General features: G+C 45.0%; 18 protein-coding genes. 6 read left to right on the plus strand and 12 right to left on the minus strand.

Annotation, left to right across the window (positions count from 1 at the left end; genetic code table 11):
• Positions 1-16: 16 nt before the first annotated feature.
• The 5 genes from ICL55_RS02750 to ICL55_RS02770 form a co-directional block, all read right to left on the minus strand.
• Positions 17-1,033, minus strand: a complete 1,017-nt coding sequence (locus ICL55_RS02750) for a terpene synthase family protein (RefSeq protein WP_188094506.1) — start codon at positions 1,031-1,033, stop codon at positions 17-19.
• Positions 1,034-1,491: 458 nt separating this feature from the next.
• Positions 1,492-2,271, minus strand: coding sequence for a class I SAM-dependent methyltransferase (locus tag ICL55_RS02755; RefSeq protein ID WP_188094507.1), 780 nt, complete (start codon positions 2,269-2,271; stop codon positions 1,492-1,494).
• 81 nt (positions 2,272-2,352) lie between these two features.
• Entirely contained in the window at positions 2,353-3,597 is a 1,245-nt protein-coding gene (locus ICL55_RS02760; protein ID WP_188094508.1) for a hypothetical protein, read from the minus strand.
• Positions 3,578-4,543: a FecR family protein gene (locus ICL55_RS02765; protein WP_188094509.1), complete on the minus strand. Its 966-nt coding sequence runs from the start codon at positions 4,541-4,543 to the stop codon at positions 3,578-3,580. Before ICL55_RS02765 ends, ICL55_RS02760 begins: the two co-directional genes overlap by 20 nt.
• Positions 4,544-4,553: 10 nt before the next feature.
• The gene (locus tag ICL55_RS02770; RefSeq protein WP_188094510.1) at positions 4,554-5,099 is read right to left on the minus strand and encodes an RNA polymerase sigma-70 factor; all 546 of its coding nucleotides are present in this window, start codon (positions 5,097-5,099) and stop codon (positions 4,554-4,556) included.
• Between the two features lie 210 nt (positions 5,100-5,309).
• On the opposite strand from ICL55_RS02770, the gene ICL55_RS02775 reads away from it, so the two are divergent.
• From ICL55_RS02775 to ICL55_RS02785, 3 genes are all read left to right on the plus strand, one after another.
• Positions 5,310-5,765 carry a GNAT family N-acetyltransferase gene (locus ICL55_RS02775; protein WP_188094511.1) on the plus strand — a complete coding sequence of 152 codons (456 nt, stop codon included), beginning with the start codon at positions 5,310-5,312 and terminating at the stop codon, positions 5,763-5,765.
• 122 nt (positions 5,766-5,887) lie between these two features.
• On the plus strand, positions 5,888-8,104 hold the full coding sequence (locus ICL55_RS02780; protein WP_188094512.1) for a glycosyl hydrolase family 95 catalytic domain-containing protein: 2,217 nt from the start codon (positions 5,888-5,890) through the stop codon (positions 8,102-8,104).
• A 309-nt stretch (positions 8,105-8,413) separates the two neighbouring features.
• Entirely contained in the window at positions 8,414-9,697 is a 1,284-nt protein-coding gene (locus tag ICL55_RS02785; protein WP_188094513.1) for an MFS transporter, read from the plus strand.
• Positions 9,698-9,814: 117 nt separating this feature from the next.
• On the opposite strand, the gene ICL55_RS02790 is transcribed toward ICL55_RS02785, so the two are convergent.
• Together ICL55_RS02790 and ICL55_RS02795 are read right to left on the minus strand one after the other, a co-directional pair.
• Positions 9,815-10,141: a YrdB family protein gene (locus tag ICL55_RS02790; protein WP_188094514.1), complete on the minus strand. Its 327-nt coding sequence runs from the start codon at positions 10,139-10,141 to the stop codon at positions 9,815-9,817.
• A 192-nt stretch (positions 10,142-10,333) separates the two neighbouring features.
• Positions 10,334-11,806 carry a P-loop NTPase fold protein gene (locus ICL55_RS02795; RefSeq protein WP_188094515.1) on the minus strand — a complete coding sequence of 491 codons (1,473 nt, stop codon included), beginning with the start codon at positions 11,804-11,806 and terminating at the stop codon, positions 10,334-10,336.
• A gap of 278 nt (positions 11,807-12,084) precedes the next feature.
• On the opposite strand from ICL55_RS02795, the gene ICL55_RS02800 reads away from it, so the two are divergent.
• The gene (locus tag ICL55_RS02800) at positions 12,085-12,507 is read left to right on the plus strand and encodes a hypothetical protein (protein WP_188094516.1); all 423 of its coding nucleotides are present in this window, start codon (positions 12,085-12,087) and stop codon (positions 12,505-12,507) included.
• A gap of 275 nt (positions 12,508-12,782) precedes the next feature.
• Here the strand turns inward: ICL55_RS02800 and ICL55_RS02805 are convergent, their stop codons facing one another.
• Positions 12,783-13,514 carry a hypothetical protein gene (locus ICL55_RS02805; RefSeq protein WP_188094517.1) on the minus strand — a complete coding sequence of 244 codons (732 nt, stop codon included), beginning with the start codon at positions 13,512-13,514 and terminating at the stop codon, positions 12,783-12,785.
• Between the two features lie 274 nt (positions 13,515-13,788).
• On the opposite strand from ICL55_RS02805, the gene ICL55_RS02810 reads away from it, so the two are divergent.
• Complete coding sequence (locus tag ICL55_RS02810) at positions 13,789-14,910, plus strand: oxidoreductase (RefSeq protein WP_188094518.1); 1,122 nt, start codon at positions 13,789-13,791, stop codon at positions 14,908-14,910.
• A gap of 89 nt (positions 14,911-14,999) precedes the next feature.
• The gene (locus ICL55_RS02815; RefSeq protein WP_188094519.1) at positions 15,000-15,407 is read left to right on the plus strand and encodes a RidA family protein; all 408 of its coding nucleotides are present in this window, start codon (positions 15,000-15,002) and stop codon (positions 15,405-15,407) included.
• 75 nt (positions 15,408-15,482) lie between these two features.
• On the opposite strand, the gene ICL55_RS02820 is transcribed toward ICL55_RS02815, so the two are convergent.
• The 4 genes from ICL55_RS02820 to ICL55_RS02835 all read right to left on the minus strand — a co-directional run bounded on the left by ICL55_RS02820 (position 15,483) and on the right by ICL55_RS02835 (position 20,384).
• Positions 15,483-16,541 (minus strand): WD40 repeat domain-containing protein, encoded by a 1,059-nt coding sequence (locus ICL55_RS02820; RefSeq protein WP_188094520.1) that lies wholly within the window; start codon positions 16,539-16,541, stop codon positions 15,483-15,485.
• Between the two features lie 77 nt (positions 16,542-16,618).
• Positions 16,619-16,990 carry a YdeI/OmpD-associated family protein gene (locus ICL55_RS02825; RefSeq protein WP_188094521.1) on the minus strand — a complete coding sequence of 124 codons (372 nt, stop codon included), beginning with the start codon at positions 16,988-16,990 and terminating at the stop codon, positions 16,619-16,621.
• Between the two features lie 181 nt (positions 16,991-17,171).
• The gene (locus ICL55_RS02830; protein WP_188094522.1) at positions 17,172-17,666 is read right to left on the minus strand and encodes a hypothetical protein; all 495 of its coding nucleotides are present in this window, start codon (positions 17,664-17,666) and stop codon (positions 17,172-17,174) included.
• A 255-nt stretch (positions 17,667-17,921) separates the two neighbouring features.
• Positions 17,922-20,384, minus strand: coding sequence for a hypothetical protein (locus ICL55_RS02835; protein WP_188094523.1), 2,463 nt, complete (start codon positions 20,382-20,384; stop codon positions 17,922-17,924).
• Positions 20,385-20,455 lie beyond the last annotated feature (71 nt).

The following is a 20,455-nucleotide window of genomic DNA, read 5'->3' on the forward strand; positions in this document are numbered from 1 at the left end:
TCAGTTTCGATAAACCCTAAAAATGTTTTATTTCTACTCTTTCTATTGTCTCACCCTTTCCATTCGGCGGCACAGCAAATCCACCGGCTTCATATCGTTTCGTTCCGCTTTTATAATACCAGTTATTTAAACCACTGATCATTTGTTTTATGTAATAAATAAATTCTTCTGTCTCCTTTTGGTATGGACTAAAGTCAGGCAGATGATTTGATAGCGTTACAAATTCATTTACAAGCTCGTCATGGATCTTCATCCCTTCCTGACAGGCTTCATCAAAAGATATTTTATGATGATGCTGTAGTAATTTGATGATATTGAAAATTTCTGATTCTATGGCGAGTTCTTTGCCGATTGTTGCAAAGTCGTTCTGAAGAGCAACAATGATAGACTGTAGCATAATAATACGCTGGATAACGGTATGATTATAGATATAATCAGGTAACGCAAATCCAGTGGAAGGACAAATCAAATCAACAAACGGAATCATTCCTATGGAATTGGCGCGGATTAGATGAAAGAGGGGAATGGGAGGAATGTCCTTACTGATTTTATAGGGCGACTCTTCCATAATGCCGTCAGTAACGAAACGATATTTATAGTTCTTAGCTATCCGCTTAAGCCAGAAGTCTGGCATCCCGAGTGCTATCCACTCTTTTCTGTTTGTTTGCATTTGACGAAGCATTCCTTTCTCTTCCGGCCGGGGATCGTCTCCCATCATTACCTCAAAAATCCGGTCTCTGAATGCAGCTATTTCCTTTATGGGTAGAAGTTCTGCATAATCGTCGGTTACCGTCATGTAAATGGCGAAACGCGTGGCATGGAGAACGCGGTCCTTTTCGGTTGCGGCAGGTACCATAAAAGGACCTACATCAATTAATCGCATCTTTCTGTACCTTGCCATCGCCTCTTTTGATAAGAACTGGTAGTCTTGATCGTACCAATTGGTTTCTTCTTCGTAGAAAGCTCCGGCAAAGGGACTTTCAAGGGTTTCCCATGGATATATTGGCTTTGGCACATTAAATTGCTCGCTCATAATGTATGGTTTTTTGGTTTAAAATAAGGCCTATTGAATTGATAATATTATGCGTTCGGAGCGTGTCATCCGCTGGATGTTTTGAGGGACATAAATAACACGCTTAGATCGTCGCGAATCGTAATTGGATACCAGCAACGGAACACCTGTTGGATTAACTACGTACATTTTTAACTATTTCCGGCATGGCAACGCTAAGAGATCTTCAGTGAGGCCCTTTAGCATTCTTTACTTGCGGTTTAAGGCTCGAAGCCTATACTAATTTAAGCTAACGCAATGCTATAGAAATTCACTGATGACGAGGGAATGCTGATAGTATTTTGTGGCATCGTGGTCGGGGTAGAAATAATAAACCTGGGTTCGGTTCCCGGCTGGATCGCCACAGGATTATCAACGGAAATTAAAGCCGCTTAAATCACGGATTTAAGCGGCCTTCCTGCTTTTATAAAGAAGATAATTTAAGACTTACGGATCACCGCAAAAAGATCAAGGCAATTGTCATTCACTTCCGACAGTGAAAAATCTGTATGATCTATTACTGCTGTTTTTTGAGGAGAAGAGACATAAAGCAGCAGTCTGTTGAGATTATTCATGATTGAATAGGGGACCTTTAACAGGTTAGCAGGGATTTTGTCTATTAGTCCCCATTTGTCCATCCTGAGAATATTTGTGACTGTCTTCTTATTCGCCTCGTAATATTCCTTTACGCTTTCATTTCCGAACACGCCATAAATATCAACATCGTCGAAATGGTGATTCATCAGCGTCCGTAATTCCGTGGCGGTATATTCTCTTACGTGGAAAGGGTTTCGGACAAGTGTCGTAAGGCGGTTGGGCGTTGTGATGAGAATAACCCCATTCTTTCTTAAGACTCTTTTCATCTCCAAAAGTAATATAGTGTCTTGCAAAATATGTTCTATTACCTGAAAACACACTATTGTATCAAAACTCTCATCAGACATGCCGGTGAGAAAAGGTAAGGTACACTTTAGAAAATTAGTGTTTCCTGGTCCGGGCTTCGAAGGAGGCAATTTTCTATCCAATCCAACATACGTATTAGCATTAGCAGCGAGGAAACCGGACCCATAGCCGGTGCCACAGCCCACTTCCAATATATCTTTTCCCAACAGCCACTCGCGGGGGACGTTTCGATATGCAAATAAATGTCGCTGAAAAATATAATTATTGATATGAGAAGAACCATCTGTCCTTTCTGCGGTCTGAATCAGGTTGATCATGACTTTGTTTTTTGTTAAGAATACCTACCTATTCTTATACACATAAATAAGTCAAGACCCTTACCGGAATGAAAAGATTTTTTACGGATATGGCATAGGGCATTCTTTTTTTACTCGTTTACGTACCGGATTGATAGTATAGGAAATGCCCAGCTGAAACCCTATCCAGGAGATGAAGTTGGTACTTTTATTCGCAGAATAGCTATTGTAGAGTATCACAGGGGTACGTACAAGCGTATAATCCGAGAAATACCTTTCGCGGTCTAATGATGATGGGGTAGGATTGCTTCCGGTATAGTGAGTATGGAAAAATGCATTTAAGGAGATACCTGCCAGTAAAGCCCAATGATCGTTTATACGACGTTCCAGATTGACTTTGACCTGAAGATGTTTCCCTTTTATCGTTACCATTTGTTTTCCTGAAGTATCAAAAGTATTCGGATAGGTATTTCGTATATTCGAATAGGTTAGATTTACATTCAGGTCATTATGTTTGTTTAGTTCAAAATTCGATCCGAGGCCATATCTAAACAGTCCAAACCTGTCATTTTTACTAAGGGCCATCGTTAGGTACAGGTATCGAAATCCGCCATTTAAATAGACATTGATCAAGGAGTTTTCATCAATATATCCACCCATAGCAAAATAGGGAGTGCAGAAAGCTGAATGGATATGGGAAGGGAGAATCGGAATCAGCGGGTAGTCAATTTTCAATAGCCTGGTTTTTTTATCTTCAAAAGAACGACTATTGATTCCAATAGTATGGAGCGTATCTGTTTTTTGAGACAGATTATAGTTTGCAGGAACGCTATCATATCCGGCTACCGTTATTTTACTGTCAATGACTCCGGCTGGCAGATGAACGCCGGTGGGAATATGGGGTAAGTGAGGCCTGTAGGAGCGGTTTGCTGGTTTCAGGCAATGTAACAATAGTACACGCGTGGGCTTTACAGGTCGCTTTTGAGGGTGAACGCCTATGCTGTTGTTGGAAGCAATGCCATCGGTGATCACCATGTACCCGGCTACCTGATGATATTCAATCCCGGTTTGATGTCTTAATTGAATAAGGACCTCCCCAAGTGTATGACGTCCTGGTTTTATCCGGACTTTTTTCGTGGAGGGAAATTTGCCTGTATTGATGGAAAAGCGCGCGCCGGTTTGGGTATGTAGTATTTCAAACAGTCGATTAAACTGCACTTCAGGCGTACTTATCGTTACATGTTTACATGCTGGGTCTGTGTTTTGAGCTACCAGTAATACACTATAGAATGTACTGAACACCACCAACAATATACGCAGACATTCTTTAGTCGCTGTTTTTTCCATATATTATTATTGTGTCATTGGTCTGTTTGAAATATACATGTAAGGTATTGGCGATGATGGTCTTTATATCCTCGAGCGATTCATCCCGGAATTCGGCTGTCATTCTCCTGGAGCTAAGGGATTTATCAGCTATCACAAACTTTTTGTTGTATGTTTTGGATAGTTCAGTGCTAATATTTTCCAGTGTAGCGTCTTCAAAATTAAACGCGTGCGTGGCATATGCCATTTCATTGATATTTATTTTCTGGTGCAAAGCCAATTTTCCTGAGGAGAAGAGGTAGTAACCTTTTTGGTTGGCAGATACCAACAGTGTGTCATGGTGAGTGATCAACAAGACCTTTCCACTGGTGACTGCTACCGACTGACCATCTTTTTCGACCGCCACGTGAAAGGTAGTCCCCAACACTTTTATCTTCATGTACTCCGTCTCAATTTCGAAAGGCTTTCCATTCATAGTTTGAACATCGAACCAGGACTGCCCTTTTAAAATCACCTTACGGGAATCGCCATCAGCATCATAGGTAAGTCTGGAATGTTTATCCAGCACCACGCGTGAAGAATCTGGTAAAGTTTTCCTCAGATAACTGTTTTGGGCCTCGAGGTTAATAGCATATTGGGACTGTTGCCGATCAGATGATTTGAGCAACAGCATCCCGATAAAAAAAAGCACAGTTACCGCAGCTGCCACAGTAATTTTAATGACGACTATTTTTTTATTACTCTCCTGATTTTTCTTCCTTAGTTTTCTCCAGGCTTCGTCTGTGGGCTTGGGCAAATGAACGCTACCAACGATTTGTTCCCACAGTTGGACGGAATGAATATAAAATTCGTAGTGCTTATTGGATGCTGCCTTCCAATCTTCTAATCGCATCGCTTCTTCCGGACTGGATTCTCCTGTGAGAAATTTGGCGATTAATTCATATATCTCTTCTTCTGAAAATTCCATGGTATATTAATTAATTACTGAAACAGGTAAAGGTACTATACAGGATAGTTATCAATAATATGTTGGACAGTCGCAAACGTAGGATCCTAAGTGCTTTACCCATATGCACTTCCACCGTCTTAATCGAAATGCCCAGTTCAATAGCAATTTCTTTATATGTCTTTTGCTCAAACCGGCTTTTTTTGAATACCTGTTTGCACTGTTCCGGTAATTGATCAATACTCCTCATTATTCGATCATAACTTTCTTTAGAAATCAGTTGGTTCATATTAATAATAGCGGGTGCCTGATAATTCCCGATGCGCTTTTTCTGAATGTTCTGCTGCCGCCTGACATTGAGGCAATGGTGATGCACCGCAGTATATAGATATGATCGAATACCCTGCTCTTCTATTAGCTGGATTTTATTTTCCCATATTTTCAAAAACACAGATTGAACTGCATCTCCTGCATCATCATTATTTTTAAGCATTCCGTAGGCATACCTATGCAATGCCTGGTAATAATTTTTGAAGCATATTTCAACTAGTCGATCATCATTATGGTCGTTCAACATGAATATCTCAAAGTATTTTAGTTAGCGCTACTGATGCTAATACACTAAATTGTATTCAGACCCTTACTTCAACTGCTATTTTTTTTGTTGTTTAACAAAGCGCTAACTAAAAGAACCCTATTTTGGAAAGGGCAAAATGGGGCACCGGCCAGAAATCCCTGGGAGTGGTGATCAAACGAAATCGTTTAACGGATTTATTTATCTTTAACTATGGAATTTACTATCCGAAAACCGCATCAGGAAGATTTTGAACAATGGCTATCCTTGTGGGATGGTTATAATGAATTTTACGGGCGATCGGGAGATAAAAAGCTGGACCCGCTGATTTCCCGCACCACATGGAGTCGTTTTTTTGATGTCTATGAGCCCGTCCATGCCATCGTTGCAGAGGAGAACGGAATGCTAATAGGACTTTCGCATTACCTCTATCACCGCAGTACGATAACAGTAGAGCCCAATTGTTACCTGCAGGATGTATTCGTATCGCAGGAATTCCGTGGAAGGGGAGTGGCCCGAAAACTCATTGAAGCGGTGTATGACCTCGCTAAAACAAATGGGTGTTCCAGGGTCTACTGGCAAACGCAGGAGACCAACCATACGGCCAGGCAGTTGTATGATAAATTGGCCGAGCGGTCAGGCTTTATCGTGTATCGTAAGCAACTATGACATAATGCATGCTCCCGTAACATGCAGCTGTTCTCTGCCGGTAAAATAACATCTGTTCAGGTCAATATTGTTGTAGTATTATGCCGCTCGCTGCCTGATATTTATTACCTGATAAATTGTACATGAAGGAAGTTATAAGCTGTTTCCTGTTTTGGGGACTTATGGGGTCAGCTGCGAATGCGCAGGACAGGGCGGAGAAGATTATCAGTCGGCATACCTCCGTATTTAATGCCGTGCCCGTAAAGACGCCTAATAACGTGGCCGTTGACGGGCCGCTGCTGGGCAATGGCTCCGGAGCTGCTGTACTGGGAGGTCCTCCGGACCGCCTGACTTTTTACCTCGCCAGGAATGATTTCTGGAGATTGAAGTCGGGGTTTGATGAATCGTTTCCAGCACCGCTTGCCAGCCTGGTTATTCGGATGCCTGGTTTAACAGCTGCGTCCTATCAGGTGGAACAGGACCTCTATCATGCGGTGACCACCGGTGATTTTGTTCATGGCGATACAGCCCTGCATATGATTGCCTGGATGGCTGCGCAGCAGGATTGGCTGGTAATTGAATTAAAGAACACCGGGCATACGGTCCTTACAGGAGACATCGGGCTGGTATCACCGGAAAAAGGGGACCATCCCTTTAAGGACAGCACTACAAAAGGTGTGGGCGTGGATGGGATACAGTGGCTGCAACGTGCATTTAATGAAGATGTTGATATAAAGACCAGTGCCTGCGCCCTGTTCCGTGTAATAGGAAACACTTCCGGTAAAATACAGCTTCGGCCTGGAGCATCCGCTACGGTTGTTTGCGCCACTACCTCTAATTTCAAAGGAAAGAAAGCAATGGCCGAGGCGGTGACAGCGTTGCGGCAACTGAACACAGAAAGCATCAGCATGGCCGGGAGGCAACATGCCGACTGGTGGCGTGACTTCTGGCATCAAAGTTATGTTTCTGTCAATGATAGCTTAGTGGAAGCCCAATATTACCGATCGCAGTATACGATGGCTTCGTGCAGCCGTGATCCTAAATTTCCTCCCGGTATTTTCGGCAGCTGGGTCACACGTGAAATTCCCGCATGGAACGGGGATTACCATCTTAACTACAATTACATCGCTCCCTTTTACGCTTTGTATGCCAGCAATCATCTTCAGCAGGCTATTCCCTATGAAGCGCCGATACTCGATTTTATGGAACGGGGAAAATACTACGCAGAACGGATTACAGGGATCCGGGATGGTGTATTGTACCCGGTGGGCATCGGCCCTTACGGCATAGAAACAACGAGAAAGAATGCGGTCATGCAGCGGAAAGCACCCGACTACATTTCAGGTGGACAGGTGGAGGACGAAGGCCTTTTCTTCGGACAGAAAAGCAATGCGGCCTATTGCGTCACCAATCTGTCTTTCGCCTTTTATGCCACGTACGATATGGCATTTACAGAGAGAGCCTATCCCTTCGTCAGGGCCGTGGCGGAATTCTGGCGACAATACCTGCAACCGGAAAACGGCCGGTACGTCATTAAAAATGACGCTATCCATGAAGGTACCATCGGTACCGTTAATCCTATCCTTTCTTTGGGGCTTGTCAGAATGGTGTTCACAACGGCAACGGATATGGCGAAATTCCTGGGAAAAGATGCCGCATTACAGGAACAATGGCAACACATGGGGAAGGAGATGGCCCCGTATCCGGAACAGGTCATGCAAGGCAGGACCGTTTTCCGGTACACATCGGCTGGTACGGCCTGGTGGGGCGATAATACCCTTGGCATCCAGCATATTTACCCGGCCGGACAAATCGGCCCTGACAGTGATAGCGCCTTGCTGCGTACAGCCTACAATACCATTGATGTCATGAGGCGCTGGCAGGATTTCAACGGATCAAACAGTTTCTTTCCCGCAGCCGTTCGTATTGGTTATCCGGCAGACACTATCTGGAAGGAGCTCAGGAAATACAGTACACATACTTACCCGAATGGTTTTCAGCTCAATAATCCGCATGGCATTGAAAATTGTAGCACGGTGCCCAATACGGTGAACGAAATGCTGTGTATGTCCAACGGAAAAGGCTTGCGCGTTTTTGCATGCTGGCCTGAAAACAAAGATGCGTTTTTTGAAGATCTCCGAGCCAACGGAGCATTTCTGGTATCAGCAGCTATTAAGGAGAATAAAGTGGTATTTGTTCGGGTGAAAAGTGAAAAAGGCAGGACCCTTACCCTCCGTAATCCCTGGCCAGACAAGGAGGTAGAAATTAAGTCGAATAAAACGACTACCAGGCTTGAAAGAGGGGAATGGTTACAGATCAATACCCTGGCAGGGGAGATGCTGGCGTTTGAACCGGTTTAATAGCCTTATTTTCCCGTTGGGGCGATGGCATGTATAGGTTGGCCCAGGAGCATTGAAGTCATTGGTGTTATACATTTTTCCATTGCACAAACAAAAAAAAGTCGAAACAGTGCAAAATAATATTGGCTTGGATTAAATTGTACCATTATCTTTATATGAGTTGAGTATTTATGTAGCCACGTTATGAATTAGTTTTACTGCTCAACGCCGGTAATCAGATATTCTTTTGAATATTGGCGCTGAGGTATACAAACCACGATATGATTTTTGCACGCTTTACCAAAGTTTTATTATAAACCACACACAGTTATGCAACCAAATATTCACCGCGGCCAACTTTTCTGGGCCAGTTGTTTTGCACTTCTTGTCACCTCCCTGTCATTTGGCATCCGGGCCGGACTACTGGACACCTGGGGTACTGAGTTTAACCTCAGTAAAAGTGAACTAGGCACCATTGCGGCTTCCGCTTTCTGGGGATTTCCACTCGCGGTTATTATCGGCGGAATGGTCGTTGACATCATCGGAATGAAGAAATTGCTGGTGATGGCCTTCGTGTTTCACCTGCTGGGCATCCTGCTCACTATTTTTGCCAACGGTTATTGGACACTTTATGTATCCACCTTGCTGATCGGTATTGCCAACGGTACAGTAGAAGCAGCCTGTAATCCGCTGGTCGCGGCCACTTTCCCTGATAATAAGACAACGAAGCTGAATCACTTCCACCTTTGGTTTCCGGGTGGTATCGTCATCGGAACACTGATTGTACTGGTCTTTAATAAAATGGGTATTGGCTGGAAGGTACAGGTTGGCACTATGCTGGTCCCTACGCTGATCTACGGCTATCTTTTCTCCAGATTAACATTCCCGGTTACCGAGCGTATAGCCGCAGGCGTTTCTACCGGAGAGATGTATAAATCACTACTGAACCCACTTTATCTGTTTATGATGGTGTGTATGTTTGGTACGGCCATTACAGAGTTGTTTACTAACCAGTGGATCGATGTATTACTGAGAAATGTAACCAGCAACGCCATCCTGATCCTTACGCTTACTACCGGTGTAATGGTAATAGGGCGCGGACTGGCAGAGCCGGTGGTGCATCGGTTTTCACCGCAGGGCGTACTGTTGTTGTCCGCTGTTTTTTCTGCGCTGGGCATCTATTTGCTGGGTCATACCAGTGGTAATATGATTTTCGTAGGCGCCCTGGTCTTCGGTATAGGCGTATGTTATTTCTGGCCTACCATGCTGGGGTTTGTATCAGAAAACCTGCCCCGTACCGGCGCTGTAGGATTGAATTTTATGGGAGGAGCTGGTATGTTTGCCGTATCCCTCTATATGATGTTTATAGGCGGGCATTATGACGAACTGCTGGCGCAGAAGCTGCCGGCCGGCGCTGACTTGAAATTGTATAATGAAGCGGCCCCCGGATCAGAGATGGCGGTGGTAATGGCTGAAGCAAAGAAAGCTGCTGGTCCGGAAATACTGAACACCACGCTGATCATCCCGGTTATTCTTATCGTGGCTTTTACCGGGCTGGTAATATACATGCGGGGAAGGAAAAAAGCGCAGCAGCTGGTACCTGTTAATGCCTGAAGGGTCTTTTAATCACCACACACGTTTAATAAATATGGAAGCACCCACTTTGAAGGCGGTAATATCGCCTTTAAAGTGGGTGCTGTCTTTCCCGTGAATACCCTCGCGGGGATAAATTTACTTAACGGCACCGGTATACTCATTGAACAGTACTGCCGCAACTTCTGTGATCACCACCAAAGCATAAAACATCCAGGCATAATGTTTCATGCCCACTTTAAAAAGCAGGTAAGTAGGGATGAGGTAGATCAGGAATTTGAAAATAACGATGTAGGGCAACTTTAACCTCCCCGTAGCGGTTGGCGCCGCCCATAGGCTCCAGGCCACAATGATAAGCAGCAATAAGCCGGCTGCCACTGCATATCTTAACCACGGGGTATTGATGATCTTAATGGGACCATACACAGCGACGATGAGCATGATGATTTCCAGTGAAAATGCCATTAAACGATTTAACCACTTAAGCAGGTACATTTGATAAATAGGGTTTGATGAGTAAATGCCTTTGACTGGAAAAATCAGTGTAGGTTTAGATGGTGTAATAATTTTTTTACCAGAGATTATATGATTACTACACCCTTCTTCCCGGGTTTATCTCTGGGCATTCAGGTCTGTTCTTCTTATTCTTGATTTTTTTTATTTAAGATAGCCTAATACCTGGAGGCGATTGATTGTTGTGATAGCTAGTTCCCAAAATTCTTTTGGCTCTGTGACATACTCATTACTTTTTAAATATTCCCCCGTGTTGTCAAGGTAACTGGTAGTATATAGTTGAACTCGATTAATGATGTTTCTATCGTATCCAATATCTCTTTCTGCTTCTAAAATAAATTTTTTGTTTTTATAAGAAATAACAATCGGATCTGTAGGATTACTTTCTATCATTGTGTAGTTAAGGATGTATAATAAATTACCCGCGTAAAGCATGATAAACTCTAGTTTAATACTTTCACGTTTCAACTTCTCTAAAATGATGGTAGCACCATTGGCACCTCCCAGAAGTTCGGTTAGATATTTTAATTTATGTATCATGGGGACACGCCAGACATTAACTGGATTATAATCCCCAAGATCAACCTCTTCTTTGTGGTAGGTTAAGTTCTTGGTATAGGTATTAAGTATTGATCTCAGACTCAGATCGCCTTTTTCGAGTAGTAAACTAATTATCGCTCTTAACCATCCATCTCTAAAATAGAGTTGTTGTGCTTCTTCCTTTTTTCCGTCAGTAGTATATGAACTAATAATTTCATCAGTGATTTTGGCTACTGCTGCTCTATTGTCGAAGTGATAGATATCCGTACTGTAAAATTTATCGATGTATCCTGTAAAGTCGGCTAATGCCCCATAGCGGTGAAGGAAGATATTCCGAATGTTATCGATGTCGCTTACAATAACGACCTTGTCAAATCCAAATTTGTTAGGCCCTCTACTACTATTTTTGGCATCAAAATGAGCTGCAAAGACGTTGAGGATTCTAAAAACATGCTCAGGATCCAGGCGGTCCAGATCGTCTAATACAAGCACAGATTTTTTAGGTTTATTAGATGCTATTTTCCCAGATATTATTTTGGTAATTACGTCATTTTCTACCAAGCTTCCTGCTTTACCCTCGAGAAGGTCAAGGTATTCAGCTAGTTTGTCGCCATCACTTTTATTTTCATCGTCATGATAAGCTAGATATTCGTCTTTGAGGTTACCCAATTTCTCGTACATGTCCAGAATACTTTTCCCAACTTCGGGAACCATGGCTATTATAGCCTCCAGGACTTTGTCCATTCTTTTGAGCATAAATTTGGGTAGGGTCCGCAAATAGCTTTTGCTTTCCTCAGGAAAGCTATGATGTTGTTCCAGCATGGCCAAGATAATATCATATTTAATATATTTCATGATATCCTCATTGGAAGAAATGGAGTAGTTAACAGGAAATAGATGATATACTTCGTATTGTTGCTTTATCTTCTCTTGGTCAAAGTAGTTTTTAATAAAGGAAGTTTTACCACTGCCATATCTGCCAGAGAAGAAAATTCGTTCATTCTCATCCAGGGTTAGATGTTTCTCAAATTCTAATATGGGATAGTTGAAAATCTCTTGGAAGATGGGGGACCTCATTTTTAGCTAATGATTAGTAAGGAAAGTACGAAAATAGCCATTTTGGAGGAATGAATTGCATATACCCTTTGGTAGCTTATTAATTGGTCAATAAATATTGGTATTTAATTTGTTTTACATATATTTGGTGTGTAAGATTGGGCTAAAAATAAGGAATATCGTCGATTCATATAGTGCCCCCCTGCGTTGAGATACATATAATTTAGAAAACATAACAACCATAATAAGCTCCTGTGCGTATGGAGTATATATCTTGAATTGATAAAAAGGAATAAAAAATGAAACCCCTGGTTAGCTATCTCAAATTGTTGCTATTATTATTGTTGTTTTTACCTATTCACGCTGGGTTTGCACAAGGTGGACCGACTTCCGGTAAACTTATTGGAGCGTGGTATTGTATTAGAATAGATTGTCCGGATCAGCTTATACAATTTGAGAAAAGAGCAGATAATAGTTTAACTGTCTATCGCACATTAACTTTGGAGGAACCGAACTCTTATCGTTTAGGGGTTGGTGGAACATCTTCAGCCGGATATTGGGAACTGGAAGGAAACTCCTTAATTTTGACAGAAGGCACAAATGGCAATCAGACTAGATTTACCTGTGAGTTTATTGCTGGGCAACCGTTTTTAGTACTGACGACGAAAGATAAGTGCAAGTGGTATCTGGTTACCAGAGGAGGAAAGCGCAAGTTACTATAAGAGAGTTTTGCCTAATTCTTCCGACAGTCGATCTGATGTACCTATAAAATAGGGTTTACTAATCAGACTTTGCTCAGCGAAGAGGAAAGAAAGTTGATTGGTTCGTTATAGTGAGCAGTGAAAATCGAAAAGCTATAGTCACTATGGCTTTTCGATTTTTTATTTACTGATTTATTAAGCTGTATGACGTACGTCAATTGTTGGTAGATTCGTGTTCATCCCGTTTTTAGGTAACAGTTCCGATTTATTGCAATGGCTAACGTGCTCCGTGCATCTTACTTCACCGCCAGGTACGGATGATACTCCTGCGACAAATGAGTCCCTACATTAAAAAACATATCCACGCCCTCGTGGAGGTATTGCATGTCCAGCAACTTTGCATTAAAATAACTGGTCAATTCTGCAGACGTATGGTTACTCCAGTCGGTACCCTTGGGGGCATGTTTACCTTTTTCTGCTGTCGTATAGGTAAACGGAAAGGAAAAAGTTTTCTGTACCGACAGCGCGTTGCTACTAATGTCGGCATCTGAGGCATTGATCAGCGTGTGGATAGTGGCGTCTCCCGTAACGGAGAGGCAGGTGCTTTTTTTGAGCCCTTTTCCTTGCAGGAAAAACACTTCCGATACGGTTAAGTTACCGGCAATCTGGGCCAGACTATCGGTGTGATCGGGGTAGCGGGTCCACATGTTCCTGGTTTGTACGTTACCGGCTATCAGTCCTTCATAGAAGCTCAGTGCTTCGGTGTGCACATTTCCCAATACTACCGGCTGGGATAAACGAAGGTCGTCCCTCTCTTCCACATATTTATAGAATACGCCCCAGTAAATATCATTCAGCAGATTAAGACGGGCTGTTTCAATGTCACCTTCATAGACCGGGAAAAGCTGGTCTTCAAACTTTGATTTGTCTTTTGCTTTCTCGTACAGTGTTTCCAGTTTGTTACCGGTGGGGAGGAGGCTTCGTAAATCTTTAAAGGAAAGAATGTTGAACTTACTTTCGTGAATCATATTTGGGTATAAACTTTAGGTATCAGGTTGACATTTGAGTGCCAAATATATAGCATTAAACAGATATAAAATGGTATAAAGCACCGAAACCTGCTGTGGGAGAAGTTTTTTACCTTCACCTATATATCAAAATTCCACGATGCTCAACGTCCATTGTAAAAGCGTGACCTGCCATTGCCGGGAAAAGTTAAAGTAGTTTAATATTATTTATTATAGTAGTTGAACATCTGGCAGAAATGGTTGGGATAGTTTTGTGTTCATAATAAACGAACATATGGACATCTCAAAACATCCTATATTCCGGCCGTTGTCATGGCCGGGACACACATTGAAAAACAGGCTGGTGATAGCGCCCATGTCGCGCGTCAGCGCTACGGTGGATGGACTGGCCACCCCCGAAATGGAAGCCTATTATACTGCTTTTGCCAAAGGTGGTTTCAGCATGATCATCACAGAGGGTAATTATACAGACGAGGTAGCAAGTAAAAGCTATCCGCATCAACCCGGGCTCGTCTCTGCTGCGCATGCCGCTGCCTGGCAACCGGTAGCAGAACAGGTAAAAGCCAACGGAGCGCTGATCATCGCGCAACTGATGCATGCCGGCGCGCTGTCGCAATATTCCCGGGATACGCTTGCTCCTTCCGCTATACAACCCGTAGGCGTTAAAATGGCGCAATATGGCGGCACAGGAGCTTATCCCTTTCCGAAGGCCATGACCCTGGCAGACATTCATACCGTAAAAGAAGGTTTCGTAAATGCGGCCAAAGTCGCACTAGAGGCCGGGTTTGATGGCATAGAGCTACATGCGGCCAATGGGTATTTGCTCGATCAGTTTCTGACACCTGAACTCAATGTTCGGGAAGACCAATACGGAGGTAATACCGGCAACCGTTTTCGTATAGTCGCCGAAATTATTCAGGCTATCAGAGCGGTGGTACCGGCACATTTCCTGGTGGGCATACGCCTGTCAGAGGGAAAAGTGAACGACCTCAAATACCGCTGGAAAGACGGTGTGGCCATGGCGGTGGAAGTATTGGAAGAAGTGAGAAAAGCAGCACCCGATTTTATTCATATTGCCGTTCAAAGCGGAGAGTGGGAGCGGGACAGCTTCTACAGCAATGGCGACTCCTATGCCGCACTCGCCAAAAAAATTACCGGTAAGGTGGTCATCGCCAACGGCGGAATGCACCAACCGACAAGGGCTGCCCGGGTGCTGGACGAATCGCACGCCGACCTTCTCTCCATCGGAAAGGCCGCCCTGGCGGATCCTGCGTGGCCTTTACACATACAGCAGGGAACGTCGCCGCTCGCTTTCCATCCGGACATGCTCTGGCCGGAAGCCACCATCCAACATACGAATCAAATTATCCAATCCTTTTCTGTTAATGTCTTATGAAAACCCTTTTCTTAATGCTCATCAGCCTATACAGCATCAGCGTATCGGCACAATCAAAAAAATCATCTCATCAATTAAAAAACAATAAAATGAAAATCTCACAAATAAAAATCAATCCCGACCCATATCAACCTTTCCATCTCGCCCAGGGTTATCGCGCAGGCGATCTCCTGTTCATCTCCGGACAAACAGCCATCGACGACAATGGTCAGCTGGTGGGAATCGGTGATTTTGATAAGCAGGCTGCCAGGGCCTTTGAAAACCTGGAAAAGGTACTGAAAGCAGGAGGTTCCAGCCTTAAAAACGTGATCAAGGTGACCATCCTCCTGAAAGACATGGGCAACTTTAATAAGATCGTTGCTTTGCGGGAAAAGTACTTTAAGGCGCCCTATCCGGCAGACACCATTCTGGAAGTATCATCCCTTTATTCTCCTGATGCGCTGATAGAAATAGAAGCAGTAGCGGTAGCAGACGAGGCGGCAGAATGGAAACAGTAAAAAAACTGGTGCTATAAAAGAAAAAGCTGTCTGAAAAGACAGCTTTTTCTTTTATAGCTTTACCACTTGCACGCATCATACAGGGAGGTCATAACTGCGCAACTGACCTTCGCCGGTCGTTAGCAACAGTTTGCCATGCACTATCATGACGTTGATAATATTACTGCTGTAATCATAGATATAATCGGGGTTGGTAGTCGGATTGCCATCCAGGTCATAGGCGGTAAATTCAATGCCCTCCGGCATTACCTCTGCTTTACAACGCAGGTCTTTTCTGTCCAGCAACAACAATCTTCCAAACTGGGACATGACGAGGATATGGTGGTCATCTACGAAAAAGACGCTGTAGTTGATATTATCTGGTTCGGCGGAAGGGAAATCTTTGCTGCCGTCGAAAATAGCTGCCTGGTCCTGCGCTGCCGCTTTGTCCATTTCAGGGAAGGAGTAGATGGCCAGCGGCTCATCATAATGCGGGGCCATCACAAACTCTTTTCCGGAGGGAGCGAAGTTGCCCATGATCATATTCTCACAGGGAGTAAGTTCGGTCAGGGAGATGATACCGTCGTTCAGCTGCAACTGCATCAGGATGGATTCTTCCTGTCCTGCAGCGGCTTCCAGCAGGATCGTGCCGTTGTCCGGCGTAGCATGAAATGCATAGGCGTATTGGTGACTTTCCAGCAGGGGGTAAGAAGCGATGACTTCAAAGGTGGCTACATCCATTACCTGTAGCTCGTCGGTTTCATTTTCTTCTCCGGGCAATATATACCAGATCGTTTGGTTGTCTTTGGAGAAATAACAGGCGGCGCCCAGGAACCAGCCCCAGGAGCCATGTTCCACGGTATGCAGTACCTGGGTGCCTTCTGCGTCCAGAATACGGACGTCGGTCATGCCGGCAATGGCAATGAAGCGGCCGTCAGAAGAGGCCGACAGCTTGCTGCTGACATAGTTGGTGTTCTGTCCCTGCATGATCTTTTCCCAGACAATTTCGAGGTGGGCGTTGAGCTTTGTGATCAGCGGCTGACTGGCAAAGTTCATCAGGACCTCTCCATTCGGCAACGGCACTACATTTACCGGGTTGGCAGTGAAGGTTAACTTGTTCTTTAATGGCAGGTTTATATGCGGAAATTGACTCATATCTTTCGTTTATACCGTCGCAAAGGTAAGGCACAAACAGCTTTTCTGACAACCTGCATCTTTAAGGCTGTTTTATTTTATTCCTCCACCCACATGCCGGTACGTTTGGCCAGATCGATTTTTTCCTGGCCATGCACGGTCATCAGGCCTGTTGCTATCATACGTTTGGCCCGTTCTATATTAGGTTTGCTCCATTTGCTTTTTGCTTTGCGGGGAGTAAACGTCAGGTAGAAGCTTTCTTTGTCCCGCCCTTTGGCTTTACTGTCTATCCATCCGAAGCACAGGGCTTCTTCCGTGGCGTCAATCAGGGAGATGCAGGGAACGTTACTCTTTTTATGGTACTGTATCAGCCATACGCCGGTCTCCGACTGGCAGTTGGCCTCCAGCCATTTCCGCCATTCAGCTCTGGTGGGAGCGTATACCGCTTGTCGTCCGTCAAGTGTTTCCATAACTTATCGTTTTAACAAAGGTAGCACCCGGTTTTGACAGCCCTATGTCAGCAGGGGCGTGATTAAATCTAAAAAAATGTTCGGAGAAAAAAGAAGAGGTCATCTCCATGCGTGAGACAACCTCTTCTGTCATAACAGTTGTATGGCTTTTGTATCATGCTGAAAATAACAGCACAACAGATTATTTTTTCGGGGGGAACATTTTGGGTGGTGCCTGTTCATATTGATACATCAGATTAATTTTCCCGTCTTTATCAAACCGCCATGTTTCCTGCAGTTCTTTGGCGGTCCTTTTGCCACTGGCATCAGTTGAAATTTCCCGTGTCCATACCACTACCCAATCTTCTTTTTTATCCTTGCTTCTGAGGGGAATCCAGGCGTGGATGGAGTCAACGACCATGCCCATGGGTTCTCTTTTCTTTTTAGCCAGCACAAACAGGCTATCCCGGTTGCCGGCGAACATCATGCCATCGGAGAAGAACATGGTGTCATTGTCTGCAAAGAAAGGCTTGGCGTTGTCCAGGGTGTTGTTGTCCCACTGCTGGTACACATTGAGCAATGTCTTCGCGTTTTTGGAATCGCCGATTTTAAAATCCGAAGAATAACTCGCTGTGTAAGGATATGCCATGTTTTCCTGTCCGGCTGGTTCGGATTCGGACATCTTTGTTGAATCCATTGCTGATTGTTTTGGGGTGGAGGTACAGGCAGCAAAAAACGCAAGAGATACGAAAAGGGAAATCTTTTTCATAGTAAAATGGTTTTTTAGACAATAAATAAAGTCAAAGACGGTGACTGAAAAGCGGAGGGATGGGGTCGATACTATCTACAAGATAAGAATTATTATGGACAAATGCGTAGCAGTGCACTCTTTTATTCAGCTTTAACCGCCAACCTGGCCGCTAAAGCTGAATAAAAAGATAGGGAGGGGTACTTATTTACCGGCGTGGATCACTGTAGGCTCGCCGGCAGCGCGTATCTCCAGCTTCACGTCAGCGCCGTTTTCACCGGAGTATTTCCCATCGAAGGTAATTTCGTTGGCGCCTTTTGATAAAACCGGAAGGGATGGAGGTAGTGCTATCGTTTTTAACAGTTGCCATTGTTTGTTGTACAAACGCACCACTTTGCCATCGCATTGGAGGAATTGGTTCCGTTGAAGGCTTATGGGCAATACCAACGCATCCTGCTGGTTAATAGTAATGGTGATCTGGTCAAAGGTGACATCCGGGTCAAAGTCCTTGCCCGGTGCAAATGAAATGATAAAGGCCACCGGCTGGGCAGCTGCCGGATTATTAAACTGAAAGCTGGAGAAAACAGGTTCACCGGGCTGCTTCATTTTTTGTGCGTGCCTGAAATAGGCATTGTACACCGGTGTCAATTGGTATTCATTGTTGGCGGTCATCTTCAGGTGAAATTCATGCTGAAGGCTCCTCATTTGCGCTTTCTGCGCTTCGCTGAAGATACTTTTCATGCGGGCCTCTTCCCATGTTTTGATTAATGCCAGCAACTCGTCTTTCTTTCCGTGTTTCTGCAATGTTTCCACGCTGGTAGACAGGCCGAAGCCGGCATTGTACCCAGCGCCCAGCGCCAGCATCCATTCGATATCTTCCAGTGTTGTTTCCGGCCGCAGGCTGAACCAGCCCAACATGGAGGGCATGAGGTTACGACGGAAGAACTGCTGGTTTTTTAACCGCAGCTGTAGCTGGCTTTCCCTGAAACCGGCATACCAGGGCTCTCCCCAGTTCATTCTGGTGTAGATATGCCAGAAGTAATGGGCCGGCATGCTGGCATCATTGATCACTTTGCCTTTTAATTCGGGCTTCAGGTGATCGTACCATGTTTTGGTAAACAACTGTTTGGCATATTGACCCATACCGGAGGAAAAGGTGCCCTCGAGGCCATCGAAGGATAGTTGCATGAGGCCTGTTTCATTGAAAAGGCGGGCAATGGTCTTCGCCATTTCTTCCTGCAAGGCGTAGTCGGTAAGAAATACTTTGTAGGGATGGTCCATCAGCTTGCCGATGGAGTCGTGCTGTGCGTGAGCGGCAGCATGGGTACCAAAGGCCCCACGCTGGCAGTCCAGCAGCTTCCAGGGAGCCGTAGCGGATACGCTTCCGTAGCGAACGATTTCGTTGCCGATGGCTACTGATTTCAGCGTGTTGTTTTGGAACTGGTTAAAGAAAACCGGGTCTTCAATGCCGATCTCTCTGGCGCTGGCGTCGATGGCTTCGCTGAGCCGTGAATAGCCGACTTTCGCCAGTCTCGGGTCGGCCATCGGCGTCACGTAAGGATCGTTGGTCGTGATGAAGTTGGACAACGTATGTACGCCCAGTCGTACGCCTGCTGCTTTGGCGATGTCCACGCAGGCCTTCATACTGGCCCAGTTTTGCGGAAATTCATTGCTGTGCAGTTTAAACTGGCCCCAGTTATCGAAAGGATCGCCATGATAAAGGTAGCGCAGCCCTGCCTGTTTGGTGACGGCGAGGGCTTCCTGCAGATTGTTGACGCCAAAGTTCATGATGAGGTATGACTCGGAGGCATGCGCCGACTGCTTTCCCCATTCTCCATCGAGTAGCGGATGGGGGAGTCCTTCCTTCAGTTCTATCTGTGCAATGGTGGGTAAAACTTCTGCATTGGCCACGCCAAACAGTGCGATCTTGCTGCCCATCACGCCGCCATCCTGGAAGGCGGGCGCCAGGTAGGCCGTGTGCCCCCAGTTTTCGATCACCCGGTCTTTGCTGCGGTTGCGGCAGTATGCCTGTAACACCGCACCATACTCGGTAGGGCGTGCCACATCTCCCCGGAATAGCTGTTTATGCAGGTCGTCTGTGGTGACATCTACTTTATTACCGCCTTCAAATACATCGTAGGATGGTTCGATATCACTTTCTGCGGTGGGGTATCCCCCCAGCGTTTTTACATTCAGCGCCTGGATACCGATGGCAAATTCCTTGTTACGCACTACGCCCACTACCTCGCCGATCGTATCTGCGATGGCGACCGGATAGGGTCCCCACAGCACCAGGTCCACTTTGTCCTGCGGTGTCAGTTGTATCAGATCGAAGCTGATATAGCGGTCGTTGCGCTGCACTTTTACTGTTGCCTCGACGCCGGTCTGCGGGTAGGATAGCGCCAGTTCTGATTTTTGGGCGTTCCAGGTGCAACTGGCGGGAGCGTAAAGATGCTGGTCTTTTTTTATGCTGAGAAGCGCGGTGGCTTTGTCGGCCACGAGAAATTCTTTCTGTAAAGCGAGGCTCTTCATGCTGGTGAGCTTACCGGTGTTATCCAGCTGAAGGCTCCACTGTTTGGTTTTGAAATTCACCTGTGCGGCCGCTGGTAGCGTGGCTATTGTTGTTAATACAACCGCCAGTTTTTTGAATAGACATTTTTGCTTCATATCAATAATTTATAGGCATAAAGGAGGCCGCTGACGGCCTCCCAACGGGCAAATTGCATTTTCCGGCCTGT

The sequence above is a fragment of the Chitinophaga varians genome (assembly GCF_014529945.1).
Lineage (GTDB): Bacteria > Bacteroidota > Bacteroidia > Chitinophagales > Chitinophagaceae > Chitinophaga > Chitinophaga varians.